The sequence below is a fragment of the Corynebacterium ulcerans genome (genome assembly GCF_900187135.1).
Taxonomy (GTDB): Bacteria; Actinomycetota; Actinomycetes; order Mycobacteriales; family Mycobacteriaceae; genus Corynebacterium; species Corynebacterium ulcerans.
Genome location: NZ_LT906443.1, coordinates 1,524,296 through 1,540,290, shown reverse-complemented (window position 1 = coordinate 1,540,290; position 15,995 = coordinate 1,524,296). Strand labels below are relative to the sequence as shown.

Genomic DNA, 15,995 nt, shown 5'->3' with positions numbered 1-15,995 from the left:
ACCTTATGAATGGAAGGGAAACTCACATGAGCCAAGCCCAAACCCGATACGCAGGAATCTCGCCAGCTCCTCACGCAGTGCATGCGTTATGGGCAATAGCCCTGCTAATCGGCATCGTGGCAGGTGCTGCAGCCGGAGGATTTTCCGCCGGTTTTGCGGCTAAGCGCATCCAGGCGCCGGTAGCCGACTTTATTGTTGTCGGCGGCATGCTCGGGGCATTGTTGCTAGGGATTGCGATCTTCTACCTAGGCTTCATTCGACGATGCAACTGGGGACGACGAGAACTCGGATTTATACCTCCGACCAGATCGCTCTGGCATCTTACGTGGTGGTTCCCTTTGACCGTCATGATCGGCGGCATCAACGCAGCGATCATCGGAACGTCACTAGGACTATCACCCAAAGAAGCTGGCGGCACCGCAACGGGGTTCCACCTTGGCCCCATTGCCGCCATCGTCTTACTCGCAGGAACCATCCTCATTGTCCCCTTCTTTGAAGAAGTAATCTTCCGACGCATCCTCCTCGACTGGCTAACCACTAAAATTCCGATACAGCTTGCGTCCCTTCTCGTAGTGCTGGCATTCACTCTGATCCACATCTCACCAGCGATCATGGTGTACGTAGTCTTCTTAGGGATCTCGCTGGTGCTCGCCAGACTGTGGTTTTCTACGATGTGGGCACCGTTTATCATCCACGCAGCCAACAATGCCCTGGTGACGATCATTGCGCTAAGCGTGTGAGTCAGAGCGGGATAGCGATTCGCGGTTGTCTTGTGGGGAGTTTTCTACGCGATCTCACTGCTGTTATGCACCCTGAAAACTCGCACGCATAATCTATGTGACAGCGCTACAAATCAACCAATGCGTCTTAGCATTGTCATTTTTGAGAACACTAAAAATTACAACCTGCAGTTTTATCAGACATGTGCAGGCTAGCGTTCTCAAAAACGACAATCAGATAGGGACTCCGTGACACTAGGCTTTCCCCGGAAAACCAAAACGGAGCCCACACACCCCACAAGAGTGTGTGACCTCCGGTCTCAGTGGTTCAAAACTGCTCTTTGTGAGGCGTCCACGAAACCAGGCCAACTAGCAGGACTACAAGAGCGCACCCAAAGGCTAAAATAAAAGGCCCGAATTTTCACACACCCAAACCCCAAGTAGAAAAATCTCAAACCTCACCTGATTGCCTTGTAGCAACCCAATCCAAAGCAATGCCGATTGTAAACCAATATCAAAGGCAGTTGACCGCAAGCATGTGCCGAAATTCATGAAGTACGCCGGGATTGAGCAAATGGGTGGAGAAGTCCAAGGCATCTGCTGCAGAGGAGATCTTGGGGTTGGTGCGTGCTGAGAAGGCTCGAGTTGAGTCCACAATCGTGAGGCGGACTTATGTCACCCAGCCACCTTGCCCATCCGAGATGAGTACGCCCTGCAGCCAAACAAACAGGTCCTCGACCGTTTAGAGACAGATGCTAATTCGACTACACAATCCACTGGATTCCAGCGTGACGAATACTACGGTGATTGGAGAAAGTCTCTGTTCACAGTTGCTTTCTCGGCCGAGTACCACCTAGCTGAACTCTTCAACCCCGACTCTCCAAGGTCGTGTGGTGGAAACGAATTTAATTTATGGCAGTGATGAGGCCAGCGTTGCCTACACGCCACGCAACCCATATGTCCCGGACTTCGTAGTCCTCGAGGGTACCTACTGGATAATCGAGGGCAAGAGCGAACGCGAACGCACCGACGAGACCGTCCAGTTAAAACAGGAAGCGGCTGAAAAGGCAGTGTGCATGATCGCTTCGACGGTCAATCATGGGCCTATCTCATCGCTTACGAGTCCGATATTGCCAAGGTCAGTTCGTTCGATGAACTTATTCAACGCTCCTAGATAGAAAGCACACTTTAAAGACCCCTGCAGTTAGAAATCATGAGCCACTTAAGTCGAATTTAGGCTCTTGCTGACGAAAATATCTTAAATAAACGTAGACTAACCGCTTACAGAAATCCTCAATTAGCTTCGACTGTAATGGGTGTAGATAGCTGAGCCTTGATCGGCGTATATAAGTCAACTTCTGCATCAACGCTAAGTGAGACTAACAGTGAATATCGCACTTGAGGATGCACATATATAGGATCCTTGCTGTATTTCCACCATCCAGCGGCAGGCGAGACAACGATATTGTTGCAGGCTGCTAGCTCCGCTCCAGTGCCCACCCACTCATCTTGTATGAGGGATCCGCGGACTCGCTTCTGTGGGCCAATTAACCAGTTACCACCGTTTACTTTCGCCGAAGTTGCGCAACGCTGAAGAAACTCCTCTTGACTCTCCGTAGAGTTTTGAAGGTCAAACCGTAGTGCGTGCGAAGCATACATAAACCTGTCTTTTTTCGAAAAATGGGCACCATTCGGCTCAATGAAGTATGAGAGTGTTACACGAAGACGAACCTCAGTCTCCCCTAATTGTTCAAGGACTTCACTCGGCCATGGCAGTTCGTGATTGACGAGATGTTTCATGCTTTTTTGCTGTCTCCGTCGTAAGGAAACATCGCACCCTGAATTATCATCAACGGATTAGACAAATCGTCGTAGAGCACTCGTTCTTCAGTAGGGCAACCCCAGCCAAATTTACGCAGAAGGCGAACCTTTTGTTCCTTAGACAAACTACCTTGGCGCAGTTCAGCGTTCATTGCACCAGTCCACTCTGCACGATGAACAAGCAAACCACGGATTGTCTCCGGCCAATATTGCGGATATTGGGCTGCGATCATCGCTGCCAGTCGTGATGCTTGACCGGTAGCGGCACTAGTTGCGTTAGCAAGTCCTATTCTTCCTGTCTTTGAAGTGGAACAAAGACTTAAGCCAGAGTACTTGTCATGAAAATCGGTACCACTTGGGCTTACAAGAACATTTCCTCCCTCCATGCAGATATCTGGTTTTATAGGCCACTGCCCTTCAAATTGAACAGAAGTTCGACTAAAGGGAGAAATTTCACCAGCATCAGCAATTACTTGCCAATCCTCGAAATCTGGATCCAGTGGTTGCGAATCTAAGTCCGTAAACGCACCAACTGTAAGTCCGTTCCAGGTTTGACCCGGATCTTGAATAGTGAATATTGATTCATCATAGTTGGTACGCGAACTCAGTTGTTGCCCTCGGACATTACCCGCTGCAACTATGAATAGACGGGGAGTCGCTTCCTCAGGACTAGTCAGAAGACTGACCGAATCATCTTCACCAGTCGACACATCAGACCCAAAAGCTAGCGCATCTAACGTCGTCGACCACAGACTGGGTTGTCCAAGTGTTTTTTCTTCATCCAGATCGGTCAGAGTAAGGCAAAATACCCGTTGACGGTTCGGAAAATCAATCTCCGGCAAAGCTACTGCATCGGTCTGCGCGGTTCCATAGTCCCGCATTGAGTCTCTTGCCTCGCACTCAGTTGGAAGCATTCGAACTGACTCTAATCTGTGGCTCAATGCAATCGTCCGCGTGGATTCTAGAAATTCTTCAAACTTGTCTCCAAAAAGTACTAATCCAGCTATTAAAGTTCCGTGACCTTCATTTTCATAAATATCTTCTTTTGTACCAGATTCATAAATCGTATAGATCGAATCATTGTCCAACGAATCACGCAATAATTCATGACCGCGATTTACGCCCGAATCCAAAAGCGTTACTACGGGCGCTTCAGGGGCAGCTTCAATTAGTCGTTCTCGAGCGTCGTTAATGTACTCTCCTTGCTCAGCAGGATTTAAATCGGCGCTTGATTCAAAGAAACGTGCTCTCCGGATTTCAGCAAAGGGAAGTCCGAAGTGAAGTAAGGGCTGCAAATCTTCAATCGACGTGTGCACCCATGCGACCAAACGATGTCTAAAATGAATCATCCGGTCCCGGAGTTCAATGCTAAAGCGTTGGCACAAATTCCGCATTTGAGTCTCTACTTTCGGCAAATCCTCTGGAGCTGCAACCAAAAACCACATTTCAAGCCACACACGAGATTTCAGTCTTGGTAGATCCCCTCCAGTCCAGAGATCTTCGAGATTAGCTGCCCGTATAGTATCTACTGAACTGTAATGCGCCTGAAGCTTAACCTTCTGGTCCAAGGCGTCAGTTAAAGAAAGGTGTTGTTCCCACGACTCGATATACTGGCCAAAATGTTTTGTGAATTCATCAAATCCAGATTCAGCAATCCAAAGCACAATCTGTTCAGTGTCTGTCTCACGGTCAAGGGTTTGCGAAACAACCTCTCGTAATATGCTTACTTCCCCAGACGATTTTCTCCGATTTACCGTTCGGAATTTTTCTACCGGTAGCGGACATTGAGAAGCAGACTTGTTTACCAAAACAACTATTCTACCTGCACCAGCAACCGACTCATTATCTATTGGTGAGTAGCTCAACCTACGTTGTTCAAACTCTGTAGATAACGCCATAAGCTGAGCTTTAAGAACATCAGGCCTTGTCCGCTCGCCTTCAGGCCGAGTCTTTGTCCTCGCAGAATTGACATGTTTAGGGTGGATTTTACTAATTCCCTGTACGTCAAAGTGAGGAAGCCTCGGAATCTTCGACACTACAGCTAGGTCCTTCCGTGTAAGGCTTGAATAGCATCCCTCATGTCACTTTCTGTGACTGCCTGTTTTCCGGCGAGGACTGCAGTCTTAGCTGCATGTTCCGCAATGCGCACTATTTCGGCCTGGCTTTTCCCCTCAAGCTCCGAAAGTAAGGCGTACAGGTCCTCTTTGTTGATTCTTCCAAATAATCGATTGTAGATTACCTCAATAACCTGCTCTCGATCAGGAATTTCGTAGTGGATCACTGAATCAAAACGACGAGACACCGCCTGGTCTAGTAACTGCTCATGATTGGTTGCCGCAACGACGATCGCTGACGAGGGAGCTTCCTCAACCATAGTCAACAGACTATTAAGAATTCGTCGGGCCTCTCCGATATCATTTCCTGCCCTGTCAGCAGCCAAAGCATCAAATTCATCAAAAAAATACACTCCCCGAACTACTGCCATCGCATCAAACACAGTACGAAGATTGTTTGAAGTGTCACCTAGATGCTTGCCCAACAACCCATCGATTCTGACGTTAAAAAGGGGAATTCGAAGTTCACCAGCAATAGTCGCTGCAGTAAGGGTTTTTCCGGTACCTGGAGGACCTACGAACAAGAGCTTGTGTGCAGGTTTCAATCCATGTGCTTCAAGTAAATCGCGTTGCCTCTGCTCGGATAACACGCGAGCCAATCCGTCGCGAATTGCCGAAGAAAGAACCATCTGACTTAGTTTATTGTCAGGCTGTCGAGTGTCAACGATGTCATAAAAATCATCTAACGCATTCGGCAGCCTGACTACATTTTGAACATTGCTCTGCTTAGCGATTTCAACAGCGTCTTTAATCTCTTGTGCAATGCGAGTATGCCCCTGTTTTGCTTCTCGCGCAGCAGCTTGGAGAGCTAGGTTGTAAAGACGGGTACCATCATTTTGCGCATGGCTTCTCACCATTGCTGCTATCTGTTTTCCAGACACTGAGGCACCTCCCTTTACTCCTCAAAGACAACTAGATCAATTCTGCCATAACTCAAGTTAAAAAGAGTCATTTAGAAGTTGCTTCTTGATGGTGAAAACCAAAAACCGGAGCCCCCACACCCCACAAGAGTGTGTGACCTCCGGTCTCAGCGGTTAAAAACCGCTCTTTGTGCCCAGGGGGGGACTTGAACCCCCACGTCCTTGCGAACACTGGCACCTGAAGCCAGCGCGTCTGCCAATTCCGCCACCTGGGCAGGTGGTGAAGCAATAATTGCGACCGGTCAAACATATCACAAAATTACCCGTCAGTAGCAAACAAGCACGTCTTTAGCGCATTTTGTGTGTCACACATGGGCATTTCCTTGGCACACGGCTAGGGTAAGCACCCCTTTGCCCCCTATACTTGGTTGCATCGTGTGCCCGTGGGCACGTGATCTCAGCTTTTCACATGCAAATGCCAAGGCTACGCTCAGAAGTCATCTCTTCTGTCGTCAGTACGGCAACTGCACCCCAGGCTCTAGTCCTGGAGCTAAGGCAATGTGGATGGTGAAATCACGGGTAGCGAGTAAGTACGTAAGGACTATGCATTTTTAAGGAGGCGATGACTCAATGTCTTTGATGGACAAGGTGGCCAGGCTGGATAGCGCTATGCAGCGTGGCTTGGACAATGGCTTCGCCTTCGTCTTTGGCGGCAAGGTGGTTCCTGCGGAGATCGAGGAGCTGCTCAAGCAGGAGGCCGAGGACAATCTAGTCCGTACGTATGAGGGTGACGTCGAGGCGCCCAATGTTTTTCACATTGGTGTAAGCCCCAAGGATCTGGCTAATCTTTCGCAGCGTTATCCTTCGCTGGCTGATGATTTCGCAGATCAGATGAGCCGTTACACCCGTAATAAAGGCTGGACGTGCGTGGGCCCTGTTGTGGTAACCATTGCCGTTGAGTCAGGTTTACGGACAGGCCAATTACGTGCCTTTTCAAGTGTTGATCCAACTCCCACGGGTTATAGCGGCTTCCAAGGAGTTGATTCTTATGCCGCGCCCGATTCCGTTGATGCAGACGATATAGAGGAAGCAGATAATACGGACTCCGAGGAATCGCAGTGGGATTCCTATTCTTACCCGGACGATGAAAGCGAGGACGTCGTGCAGCACTATCAGTCGCCGCAGTTCCCCCAGGAGCCCCGCACCGAGTACCTTACGGCGCAGGCCCCCGAGGCTATCCATACGGAGGTTCCAGTTCCTCCGGCAGCACCGGCTACTCCAACGGTGAGCTTGTTGTTGCAGGATGGTTCCTCTCGGACCTACTTAGTCCATGAGGGGTCCAACATTATTGGCCGTAGCAACGACGCTGATTTCCGTCTTCCTGATACCGGTGTCTCCCGACAGCACGCAGAGATTACGTGGAATGGGCACGATGCCATCCTTACGGATCTACAGTCCACAAACGGCACGACTGTCAACGACACTCCCATTGACAATTGGTTGTTGGAAGACGGCGACGTGATCACCGTAGGACATTCCCACATTGAAGTCCGTATTGTTCATCCCACGTACTATTAACCTCCCCCACTCCGGTCGTTTCCGGCGGCCGGCGCATTGCTCACAGGACAAAAGCTAGGTTTATAAGGAGCTCCTCGTGGAATCCGTTATTGTTTTCAGCTTGCGCATCGCTCTACTGGTGCTCTTATGGCTGCTGATCCTGCTTGCGCTGTGGATCCAACGTAAAGACGCCAAGGTGGCCTCGCAGTCGAGTGGTGCCCCCGTAGCTGCGCCCGCTATTCCTGGCGCGGTGAGCGTCGGCAAGCCTACAAAGCGAGGTGGCACGCCGCGACAGATCGTGATCGTTGAGGGACCGCTGATGGGCTCGCGCCTGGATTTGGGTTCGCTGGATGAAATTACGTTGGGCCGGGCCAAGGAGTGCACGTTTGTTGTGGGCGACGATTATGCGTCGGCACGCCATGCCCGTTTGATCAAGCGCGGCAACGAGTGGTTTGCGGAGGACTTGGATTCCCGCAACGGCACATTTGTGGGCGGTTATCGCATTGACCAACCGGAGAAGATTAGCACTGGTAGTGACATTAAAATCGGGCGTACAACGGTGAGGTTGGTTGCTTAATGCTCAGACTTAATTATGCGGTGGCCTCCGACCGAGGCCTCGTACGAGGTAACAACGAGGACTCGGCGTATGCGGGTCCTCACCTCATTGCGCTTGCCGACGGCATGGGCGGCCACGCAGCCGGCGAGGTGGCATCGCAGCTGATGATCAAGCACCTCATGCCACTCGACGCCAGCCCCGACGACAACGATATGCTCGCGCTGCTTGCATCGGGCGCCGACGACGCTAACCGGGCGATCGCACAAGGTGTGCGGGATGAACCGGCCACCAACGGCATGGGCACCACGCTCACCGCGATCATGTTCAACGGGACCGACCTGGCAATGTGCCACGTCGGCGACTCGCGCGGCTACCGCTATCGCGACGGCAAGCTTGAGCAGATCACTGTGGATGACACGTATGTGCAGTCTCTCGTGGACAAAGGCGAACTCTCCCCCGAGGACGTCTCCACGCACCCACAGCGTTCCATGATCCTCAAGGCCTACACGGGCCGTCCCGTCGAACCCACGCTCACCATGCTGGAGGCGCGCGCCGGCGACCGCCTCTTGCTGTGCTCCGACGGCCTCTCCGATCCGGTCACTCACTCGACCATAGAAACCGCCATTACCCAGGGAACACCCGCTGAAGTCGCACGCAAGCTCGTGGACCTAGCGCTGCGTTCCGGCGGCCCGGATAACGTCACCGTGGTGGTTGCAGACATTGTGGAAGGTCCCAGCGACGACCAAGACCTTCCCGTGGTTCCTATGACGGCAGGGGCTTTGAATGGAGAACAGCCAGAAGACCCCCGACCGGATACGTCCGCGGGGCGGGCTGCCATGGCAATCGCGGCACGCCAACCTCAAACCATCCCGGCGCGCGATGCACACGCGCCTACCGCGCATCAGACCGATGCCGCAGCCCCTAACGAGGCGCCCACCAATGGCGAAAAGAAAAGCGGGCGCGGTAAATTTTGGGCCGCTATCATCGCACTTCTTGTGATTGGCGCAGTTATAGCCGGTGGCTGGTGGGCAAAGACCACGATAGATAACAACTATTACGTGACCACGGCTAATGAAGAGGGTCTAGAAAACGCCATCGTGATTGAACGAGGCGTCAATCTTGATCTCTTTGGCAAACCATTACATTCCACCTACCAATACGCCTGTCTCAATTCCAGCGGCGATCTCACCCTCATCCCCGCAGATTCTCATGACGCCTGCCAGCGCTTCCGGCTCAAAGATCTCACCGAGTCCGCGCGCAGTTCCGTCGCTAGCCTGCCGGAGGGTAACTACAACGATGTGCAACAACAAGTGCAACAGCTAGCAAAACAGCTGTTGCCTGTGTGCATCACCCGCGAGGCAGTAGTTAAACCGGAGGAGAAAAAACCCGAAGACCAGGTCCCTGATGGCACGCCTCCGAACGCGGAGGCCAATCCTGCTGCTCCCCAGGAGCAACAGGGGGCAGTGCCAAGCACAATGCCAGAGCCGGGCGATCTCTCCACTCCCGGAGTGACCTGTAGAGAGGTGAAGTAGATGTCTTTTGCTCAACGTCTTGCCTCACGACGCATCGAGTTCGGGCTGCTTGTCCTAGCCACCGTCCTGATCGGGGTCACCCTGATCAATCTGAACATGGCGCAAGGCCTCAAAGTAACCACGGAAACGTTGTGGGTGATCGGTGGATTCATCGGGGTCTTCACCATTGCGCACCTCGCCATTTGTTTCACGGCTCCCCATGCAGACCAGCTCATGCTCCCCGTGGCCAGTGTGCTTAATGGACTCGGGCTCGTCACCGTTTATAGGCTGGACCTAGCCAGCGGAAAATCATTGGCTAGCCGGCAGGTTATATGGACACTCGTGGCCATCATTTTGATGATCGTGGTGCTCGTCGTGATTCGCGATCATCGAATACTCTCCCGTTATTCCTACATCCTGGGGCTTCTTGGACTTGTGCTTCTTGCACTGCCGCTCGTATGGCCCACCAAGATGAACGCCGACGCGAATATCTGGATCTCTATCGGGCCTTTCTCCGTCCAGCCTGGCGAGTTTTCCAAGATTCTGCTGCTGCTCTTCTTCGCACAACTATTAGTGAACAAACGAGCACTGTTCAATGTGGCAGGCTACCGGCTCTTTGGTCTCGAGTTCCCTCGACTACGCGACCTCGGACCTATCTTGGCAGTATGGTTCTTTGCCATCCTGGTGATGGCCGGAGAAAATGACTTTGGCCCAGCACTCCTGCTGTTCAGCACAGTATTAGGCATGCTCTACCTGGCCACCAACCGCGTCTCATGGCTCCTGATCGGCGCCATGCTCGTGGGTATCGGTGGAACCGCGCTGTACCAGATCTCTTCCAAGATCCAATCCCGCGTCACCAACTTTAGGGACCCCCTGGCCAACTTCAATGGCACGGGATATCAGCTCTCGCAGTCTTTGTTCGGGCTTTCCTCCGGCGGGGTCGCCGGTTCAGGTCTTGGACAAGGCCATCCAAATCTCATCCCAGTCGCAGAGTCTGACTTCATCCTTGCCGCTATTGGCGAGGAGATCGGGCTCGTAGGGCTGGCAGCCATTCTGGTTCTCTTTGCAATCTTTGTTACCCGTGGTTTCCGCACGGCATTGCGTGCCCGCGATTCTTACGGAAAACTCGTTGCCTCTGGACTCTCCCTCACCATCGCTATTCAGGTATTCGTGGTGACCGCCGGTATCACAGCTCTGATGCCGATGACCGGTTTGACCACACCGTTTATGTCCCAAGGCGGTTCCAGCCTCATGGCTAACTACATCCTCCTTGGGCTGATCCTGCGGATCTCTCATTCGGCGCACTCCGCACAGTCTGGTGCTGTGGGAGCTGCTACTCAGGATGGGTCTTCCGCTGGACGTAGGTCAGTTGTTAGCGAGGAGGCTCAACGATGAACCGATCAATCCATTTTACCAGCGTCTTCGCTCTTCTTCTCATTCTGGTTCTCCTGGTGAATCTGACCAGGATCCAAGGCTTTAGCCAAGAAAAGTATGCGCAGAGTCCTTACAACCGGCGTGCCTTCATCGAGGCAAAGTCGCAGGCCCGCGGCCAAATTTCCGCCGGAGGTCAAGTACTAGCTGAGTCCTATAAAGATGAAAATGGCTACTACCAGCGCCGTTACGTCACCAATCCCATCGCTTACGGCCCTGTGCAGGGATATCTATCCGATATCTATGGAGCTGCGGGCTTGGAGTCGAGCTACAACGGGATCCTCAACGGAACGGATGATTCTCTGGGATTCTCGCGTTGGTGGGACGATATCCTAGGCAAAGAGCATAAAGGCGCTAACGTAGAGCTCACGCTGATTCCTAGTGTGCAAGAGGTGGCATACAGCCAGTTGGCTAACGCTGGCTATGAGGGCGCCGTAGTAGCGCTGCGCCCCTCTACTGGCGAGGTCCTAGCCATGGCGTCTACCCCAAGTTTCAACTCTGAGGCAATCGTCGATCCCGCGACTGCAGAATCTACATGGGCAGCGCTCAATGCCGATCCGGGAAACCCGCTTCTCAACCATGCGACCCAGGAGATCCTGCCACCTGGCTCCACATTCAAAGTGATCACGGCCGCTGCGGGTCTCAACGCCGGATATGGCCCAGACTCCAAGCTCACTGGCCAGTCTCAAATCACGCTTCCGGGAACCACGGCAACATTGGAGAACTACGCTGGTCAAACGTGCGCCGGTTCCAATGAAGTCACCCTGGCTACGGCCTTCCAGCTGTCCTGTAACACGGCCTTTGTTCAGATGGGCATCGATACAGGAGCTGAGAAGCTGCAGGAAGCAGCCAACGCTTTTGGCGTCGGGGATTCCTACGACCTCGGCATCGGTATGGCACGCGGAACGATTGGAGATATTTCCTCCGCCGCAGCTCGTGGACAGTCCGCGATCGGACAAAAAGACGTAGCGATGTCTGTTCTGCAAAATGCAGTCGTTGCTGCGACAGTGGCCAATGGGGGCAAGCGGATGGAGCCACACCTGGTATCCAAGATCGTCGGCCACGATTTGAAGACGATTTCTGAGACCAAACCCCGCGAGCTCAATCAAGCGATAACGCCTCAAGTAAGCACAACGCTCACCGAACTCATGAGGCTTTCAGAGCGTCATACAGCGGGATACACAGGAGCGGACATCGCCTCCAAGACGGGTACTGCCGAACACGGTGAGGATTCCCGAAACTCCAACCCACACGCCTGGTATATCGCTTTTGGCCCCTCTGTTAACGCCGATGTTGCCGTGGCCGTGGTGGTAAAAAATGGTGGTTCGGCTGGTCAAGCAGCAACTGGTGGCTCAGTGGCTGCCCCGATTGGCCGGGCAGTGATCGCAGCGGCTCAAGCAGCACATGGTGCGCAGAGATAGGACGGACATGAGCACAGATTACAATTCTCCAGATCCCGCGCTCCAGGCCCTCATCGGCGACGATTATCGTCTCCAGTGGGTCGTGGGTACCGGCGGCATGTCTACGGTATGGCTTGCCGACGACACCCGTAACCAGCGCGAGGTGGCTGTCAAAGTTCTGCGCCCCGAGTTTTCTGACAACAACGAGTTTCTCTCCCGCTTTCGTAATGAGGCGCTAGCCAGCGAGAACATCCTCTCAGAAAACGTTGTACAAACTTTTGATTACCGCGAACTCACCGACCCCTCTGGCCGGACGCTGTGCTTCATCGTCATGGAGTATGTGCGTGGTGAATCCCTCGCAGACATGCTGGCGCGCAAAGGCAGCCTCGACGAGCACCTTGCCCTCGACGTCCTTGAACAAGCAGCTCATGGCTTGTCCATCATCCATAGGATGGGCATGGTTCACCGGGATATTAAGCCCGGAAACCTCCTGATTACTCAGAATGGCCAAGTAAAAATCACCGATTTTGGTATAGCTAAGGCCGCGGCGGCTGTCCCACTGACCCGCACGGGCATGGTGGTGGGAACTGCGCAGTACGTCTCGCCGGAACAGGCCCAAGGCAAAGACGTCACCGAAGCCTCTGATGTATATTCCCTGGGTGTTGTCGGGTATGAGATGCTCGCTGGCGCGCGTCCTTTCACTGGTGATTCTTCTGTCTCAGTGGCTATCGCCCACATCAATCAGGCACCGCCGGCTCTGCCTACTACGGTTTCAGCCCCGGCGCGCGAACTCATCGGTATCGCTTTGCGTAAAGACCCAGCGCACCGATATGCCGATGGCAATGAGCTTGCACTGGCAGTATCTGCAACCCGCATGGGGCAACGGCCGCCACAACCACAGTCAGCACAGCTTCAGCAGATAGCACCCGAGCCCACGCCTACCGCGTCAACGCACGCGTTAGGTCAAACGGCACAGCCCACCACTGTCATCCCAGCGACCGGGGAGGTTCCACAGACTGTTGCCGCCGGCCAGGTAGCGGGACCGCGCACTGGTTATAATGCGGCTCCTGCCACGATCCCACCGGAAGAAAATAAAAAGAGTTCCAGCGGGGTAGGCACTGGCCTTGCTGTGGGGGTTCTCCTCGCAGCATTGTTTGGCGCTGGCATATGGGCTACTAGCCAGGGTCTTTTTGGTGATGTGATGGGTGGAAGCGACCAACCCAGTAGTTCGGTTAACCCTGAGACGATTACCGCAACGGTAACGGAAACGCCTACGATTCGGGAAGAACCGCGGCCAATCCAGCGCCCGCAGGAGACTCCTACGCCGACCAGCGAGCCATCGGAGTTTCCTGATGCCTCGGAGTCTGTTGTTCCGCTTCCGTCTACGGATAACCCTCGGACGGCGCCGACTGTAGACCTCAACGAGGGATCCCAGATCCCTTCTACTCATCGCAATCCGGCTCCCACTCCAACGCGCGGAAACGGTTCCGACCCCATCACCGATCTACTGAACAGTCTTAATGCCCCAGAACAAGGAGGTGCCCCATGAACGATGTGATTGCTGGCCGCTATGAGCTTGGTGAGGTCATCGGCACGGGTGGAATGTCAGAGGTGTACTCTGCCACCGATACCCTCCTTGGCCGCGAAGTCGCGATAAAGATGCTGCGCGCGGACCTTGCGCGCGATGTAAACTTCCGCGAGCGGTTCCGTCGAGAAGCCCAAAACTCCGGCAAGTTGAATCACCCCGCGATCGTTGCGGTGTATGACACTGGTGAGACCGAACGCGCTGGCATCAGCACGCCTTATATTGTGATGGAACGCGTGCACGGCCGGACCCTCCGCGACATCGTGAGGGAAGACGGGCCGCTTTCTCCGACGGAAGCCGCACAAACCTTGCTTCCGGTATGCCAGGCGCTGCAATTTAGCCATGACGCTGGGATTATCCACCGCGACATTAAGCCCGCGAACGTGATGATCACCAATACCGGCACTGTAAAAATCATGGACTTCGGCATCGCCCGTGCGCTTGACGACGCCACCAGCGCCATGACCCAGACCTCCGCAGTGATCGGCACCGCCCAGTATCTGTCCCCAGAACAAGCCCGTGGCAAGCTTGCCGACGCTCGCTCCGATGTCTACGCACTGGGCTGCGTGCTTTATGAGACGCTTACGGGACGTCCTCCTTTTGAAGGGGAAACGCCTTTCGCCGTCGCATATCAGCACGTCCAAGAGGATCCGGCAAAACCCAGCGAGTTTGTTTCTGATCTCACCCCCACTGCTGCAGTCAACGTGGATGCTGTCGTTCTTACTGCGATGGCAAAACACCCCGGTGATCGTTATCAAACGGCTATGGACATGGGTGCGGATCTCGAGCGCTTAGCTCGCCATGCAGTAACAGAAGCTGCCCGCCACTATGTTTCTCCAGCGAGTCTGATCAGCCAGGAGCCTAATCCCACCACCATCGTCCCGATTACCCAGCTTGATCAGCCGGGTCCCGCATCAGCAGCGCCTCACGCAGAGGTCGACGGATACGAGCACTCTGCTTTTGCTGGCCCGGCTCATGCTGCGGGAGAAGAGCGTTCCGGCATGAGCAAGGCGATGAAGGCCGTTCTCGCGGTTCTTGCGGTGCTAGTTCTTGGTGTAGGTGGCGCTTTTGCCTATGATTTTGTGAGCAATAGCAGTAAGAATAGATCTCTTGTGAACATTCCTAAGCTGGAAAAGTCTTCTCAACAAGATGCTGTGAACCAGCTAGAACAGCTTGGCCTACAGGTCAATGTGATCGAAGAGGCGAACCCAGATGTTCCGCGAGGAAAAGTCATTAGGACAAACCCCACCAGCGGATCCTCAGTACAAAAGAACACCACTGTCACGGTAGTCGTCTCTTCTGGTAAGGAAGTCACGGAAGTCCCTGATCTTGCACGCAAGAACACCGCGGATGCCGCGAAGATTCTTGAAGAAGCCGGCCTTCAGCTGGATTCGACGGTACGCGAGGAAAGCTCAGATAGTGTTCCCAACGGGGAAATCATAGAGCAGACACCAAGTGCGGGCTCACAGGTTTCCCGAGGCTCAAAAGTGGTCATCACTGTGTCTACCGGAGTGCAAAACGTCCGCGTCCCAGTAGTGACGGGTATGAAGTGGGATCAGGCAGAAGGCAACCTCACATCCTTGGGATTTGTCCCTGATGTACGCACGGTCGACGCTCCCGAGCCAGCCGGTACCGTTGTTGGTGTCTCAGACGAAGGCACTGAGATACCTAAAGGATCAACGGTCACAGTCAAGGTGTCCAACGGCCAGATGTTTAATGTCCCCAACATCACCCGGCTCACCGTCGCTGATGCTGTGAGAGCACTCAACGCTGCAGGATGGACAGGAACTGCATCTAAACTCACGCAAGGTGAACGAGTGCCTACGGTGTCTTTGTCTGATCAGAATTTGATCGCGTCCCAGGTGCCGACTACCGGCACACCGCTACGCAAAGACGCCCCGATAGAAATTCATCTCTATGAATTCAGCCTCTCGGCTCTTACCAACCCGCGCTAGTATCTCTGATACCTACGCGCAGGACTGGTAAGTCCACCCAAAGCTGATAGATTAGTTCCATTACGTGGCCTGTGGGCCACACCAACGATATACAGACATACAAAGGTGCATTATGCCAAAGTCAAAGATCACCCAGAGCTCCGCTCCTTTTGCGTCGAGCTCTACTGCCAACCGCACCCCGGTGAAGATCAACTCCACTGGAACCCCCGTGTGGTACAAAACCATCATGTTCGGCCTTATCTTGGCCGGTCTGCTGTGGCTTATTGTCAACTACCTCGCAGGTGAAGACATTGCCTTCATGATGTCTCTTGGCGCATGGAACTACGGCATCGGCTTTGGCCTGTTTATCGTGGGACTGCTCATGACTATGGGCTGGCGCTAGTCTCCCCGCTTAGTCTTTAGGCATATCGCGTGACCGATTACGCGATATGCCTTTTCTCTTTTTCACGGCCCTCTTTCACACCTCGTTGAATCGGCGGCACAATA

General features: G+C 53.6%; 13 protein-coding genes and 1 tRNA gene. 9 read left to right on the top strand and 5 right to left on the bottom strand.

Features of this window, described 5'->3' with window-relative positions:
* Nucleotides 1–26 precede the first annotated feature (26 nt).
* A complete protein-coding gene (locus CKV68_RS06845; protein ID WP_095075878.1) occupies nt 27–740 on the top strand; it encodes a CPBP family intramembrane glutamic endopeptidase in 714 nt (237 codons plus the stop codon).
* Between the two features lie 493 nt (nt 741–1,233).
* Here the strand turns inward: CKV68_RS06845 and CKV68_RS11285 are convergent, their stop codons facing one another.
* From CKV68_RS11285 to CKV68_RS06820, 5 genes are all read right to left on the bottom strand, one after another.
* Complete coding sequence (locus CKV68_RS11285; protein WP_167376972.1) at nt 1,234–1,374, bottom strand: hypothetical protein; 141 nt, start codon at nt 1,372–1,374, stop codon at nt 1,234–1,236.
* Between the two features lie 638 nt (nt 1,375–2,012).
* The gene (locus CKV68_RS06835) at nt 2,013–2,519 is read right to left on the bottom strand and encodes a hypothetical protein (RefSeq protein ID WP_095075876.1); all 507 of its coding nucleotides are present in this window, start codon (nt 2,517–2,519) and stop codon (nt 2,013–2,015) included.
* Entirely contained in the window at nt 2,516–4,576 is a 2,061-nt protein-coding gene (locus tag CKV68_RS06830; RefSeq protein ID WP_145955125.1) for a S8 family peptidase, read from the bottom strand. Before CKV68_RS06830 ends, CKV68_RS06835 begins: the two co-directional genes overlap by 4 nt.
* 5 nt (nt 4,577–4,581) lie before the next feature.
* Complete coding sequence (locus tag CKV68_RS06825; RefSeq protein ID WP_095075874.1) at nt 4,582–5,535, bottom strand: AAA family ATPase; 954 nt, start codon at nt 5,533–5,535, stop codon at nt 4,582–4,584.
* A gap of 170 nt (nt 5,536–5,705) precedes the next feature.
* Nucleotides 5,706–5,789: transfer RNA gene (locus CKV68_RS06820), tRNA-Leu, on the bottom strand.
* 355 nt (nt 5,790–6,144) lie between these two features.
* On the opposite strand from CKV68_RS06820, the gene CKV68_RS06815 reads away from it, so the two are divergent.
* The 8 genes from CKV68_RS06815 to crgA all read left to right on the top strand — a co-directional run bounded on the left by CKV68_RS06815 (nt 6,145) and on the right by crgA (nt 15,891).
* On the top strand, nt 6,145–7,092 hold the full coding sequence (locus CKV68_RS06815) for a DUF3662 and FHA domain-containing protein (RefSeq protein WP_095075873.1): 948 nt from the start codon (nt 6,145–6,147) through the stop codon (nt 7,090–7,092).
* Nucleotides 7,093–7,168: 76 nt separating this feature from the next.
* Nucleotides 7,169–7,648, top strand: a complete 480-nt coding sequence (locus CKV68_RS06810; RefSeq protein WP_013910459.1) for an FHA domain-containing protein FhaB/FipA — start codon at nt 7,169–7,171, stop codon at nt 7,646–7,648.
* Complete coding sequence (locus tag CKV68_RS06805; RefSeq protein WP_095075872.1) at nt 7,648–9,159, top strand: PP2C family protein-serine/threonine phosphatase; 1,512 nt, start codon at nt 7,648–7,650, stop codon at nt 9,157–9,159. The genes CKV68_RS06810 and CKV68_RS06805 overlap by 1 nt, the downstream gene beginning before the upstream one ends.
* Nucleotides 9,160–10,533, top strand: a complete 1,374-nt coding sequence (locus tag CKV68_RS06800; protein WP_013910457.1) for an FtsW/RodA/SpoVE family cell cycle protein — start codon at nt 9,160–9,162, stop codon at nt 10,531–10,533. It abuts the gene before it with no gap.
* Nucleotides 10,530–11,990, top strand: coding sequence for a penicillin-binding transpeptidase domain-containing protein (locus CKV68_RS06795; protein ID WP_095075871.1), 1,461 nt, complete (start codon nt 10,530–10,532; stop codon nt 11,988–11,990). Before CKV68_RS06800 ends, CKV68_RS06795 begins: the two co-directional genes overlap by 4 nt.
* Nucleotides 11,991–11,997: 7 nt before the next feature.
* Nucleotides 11,998–13,518 carry a serine/threonine-protein kinase gene (locus CKV68_RS06790; protein ID WP_095075870.1) on the top strand — a complete coding sequence of 507 codons (1,521 nt, stop codon included), beginning with the start codon at nt 11,998–12,000 and terminating at the stop codon, nt 13,516–13,518.
* The gene (gene pknB, locus CKV68_RS06785; protein ID WP_095075869.1) at nt 13,515–15,509 is read left to right on the top strand and encodes a Stk1 family PASTA domain-containing Ser/Thr kinase; all 1,995 of its coding nucleotides are present in this window, start codon (nt 13,515–13,517) and stop codon (nt 15,507–15,509) included. Before CKV68_RS06790 ends, pknB begins: the two co-directional genes overlap by 4 nt.
* Before the next feature lie 112 nt (nt 15,510–15,621).
* On the top strand, nt 15,622–15,891 hold the full coding sequence (crgA, locus tag CKV68_RS06780) for a cell division protein CrgA (protein WP_013910453.1): 270 nt from the start codon (nt 15,622–15,624) through the stop codon (nt 15,889–15,891).
* Nucleotides 15,892–15,995: the final 104 nt, after the last annotated feature.

Excerpts from the sequence above, each read along its gene's own strand:
- CKV68_RS06845 (WP_095075878.1), top strand. The coding sequence starts at position 27 with ATGAGCCAAGCCCAAACCCGATACGCAGGAATCTCGCCAGCTCCTCAC.
- CKV68_RS06835 (WP_095075876.1), bottom strand. The coding sequence starts at position 2,519 with ATGAAACATCTCGTCAATCACGAACTGCCATGGCCGAGTGAAGTCCTT.
- CKV68_RS06815 (WP_095075873.1), top strand. The coding sequence starts at position 6,145 with ATGTCTTTGATGGACAAGGTGGCCAGGCTGGATAGCGCTATGCAGCGT.
- CKV68_RS06805 (WP_095075872.1), top strand. The coding sequence starts at position 7,648 with ATGCTCAGACTTAATTATGCGGTGGCCTCCGACCGAGGCCTCGTACGA.
- CKV68_RS06800 (WP_013910457.1), top strand. The coding sequence starts at position 9,160 with ATGTCTTTTGCTCAACGTCTTGCCTCACGACGCATCGAGTTCGGGCTG.
- CKV68_RS06795 (WP_095075871.1), top strand. The coding sequence starts at position 10,530 with ATGAACCGATCAATCCATTTTACCAGCGTCTTCGCTCTTCTTCTCATT.
- CKV68_RS06790 (WP_095075870.1), top strand. The coding sequence starts at position 11,998 with ATGAGCACAGATTACAATTCTCCAGATCCCGCGCTCCAGGCCCTCATC.
- pknB (WP_095075869.1), top strand. The coding sequence starts at position 13,515 with ATGAACGATGTGATTGCTGGCCGCTATGAGCTTGGTGAGGTCATCGGC.
- crgA (WP_013910453.1), top strand. The coding sequence starts at position 15,622 with ATGCCAAAGTCAAAGATCACCCAGAGCTCCGCTCCTTTTGCGTCGAGC.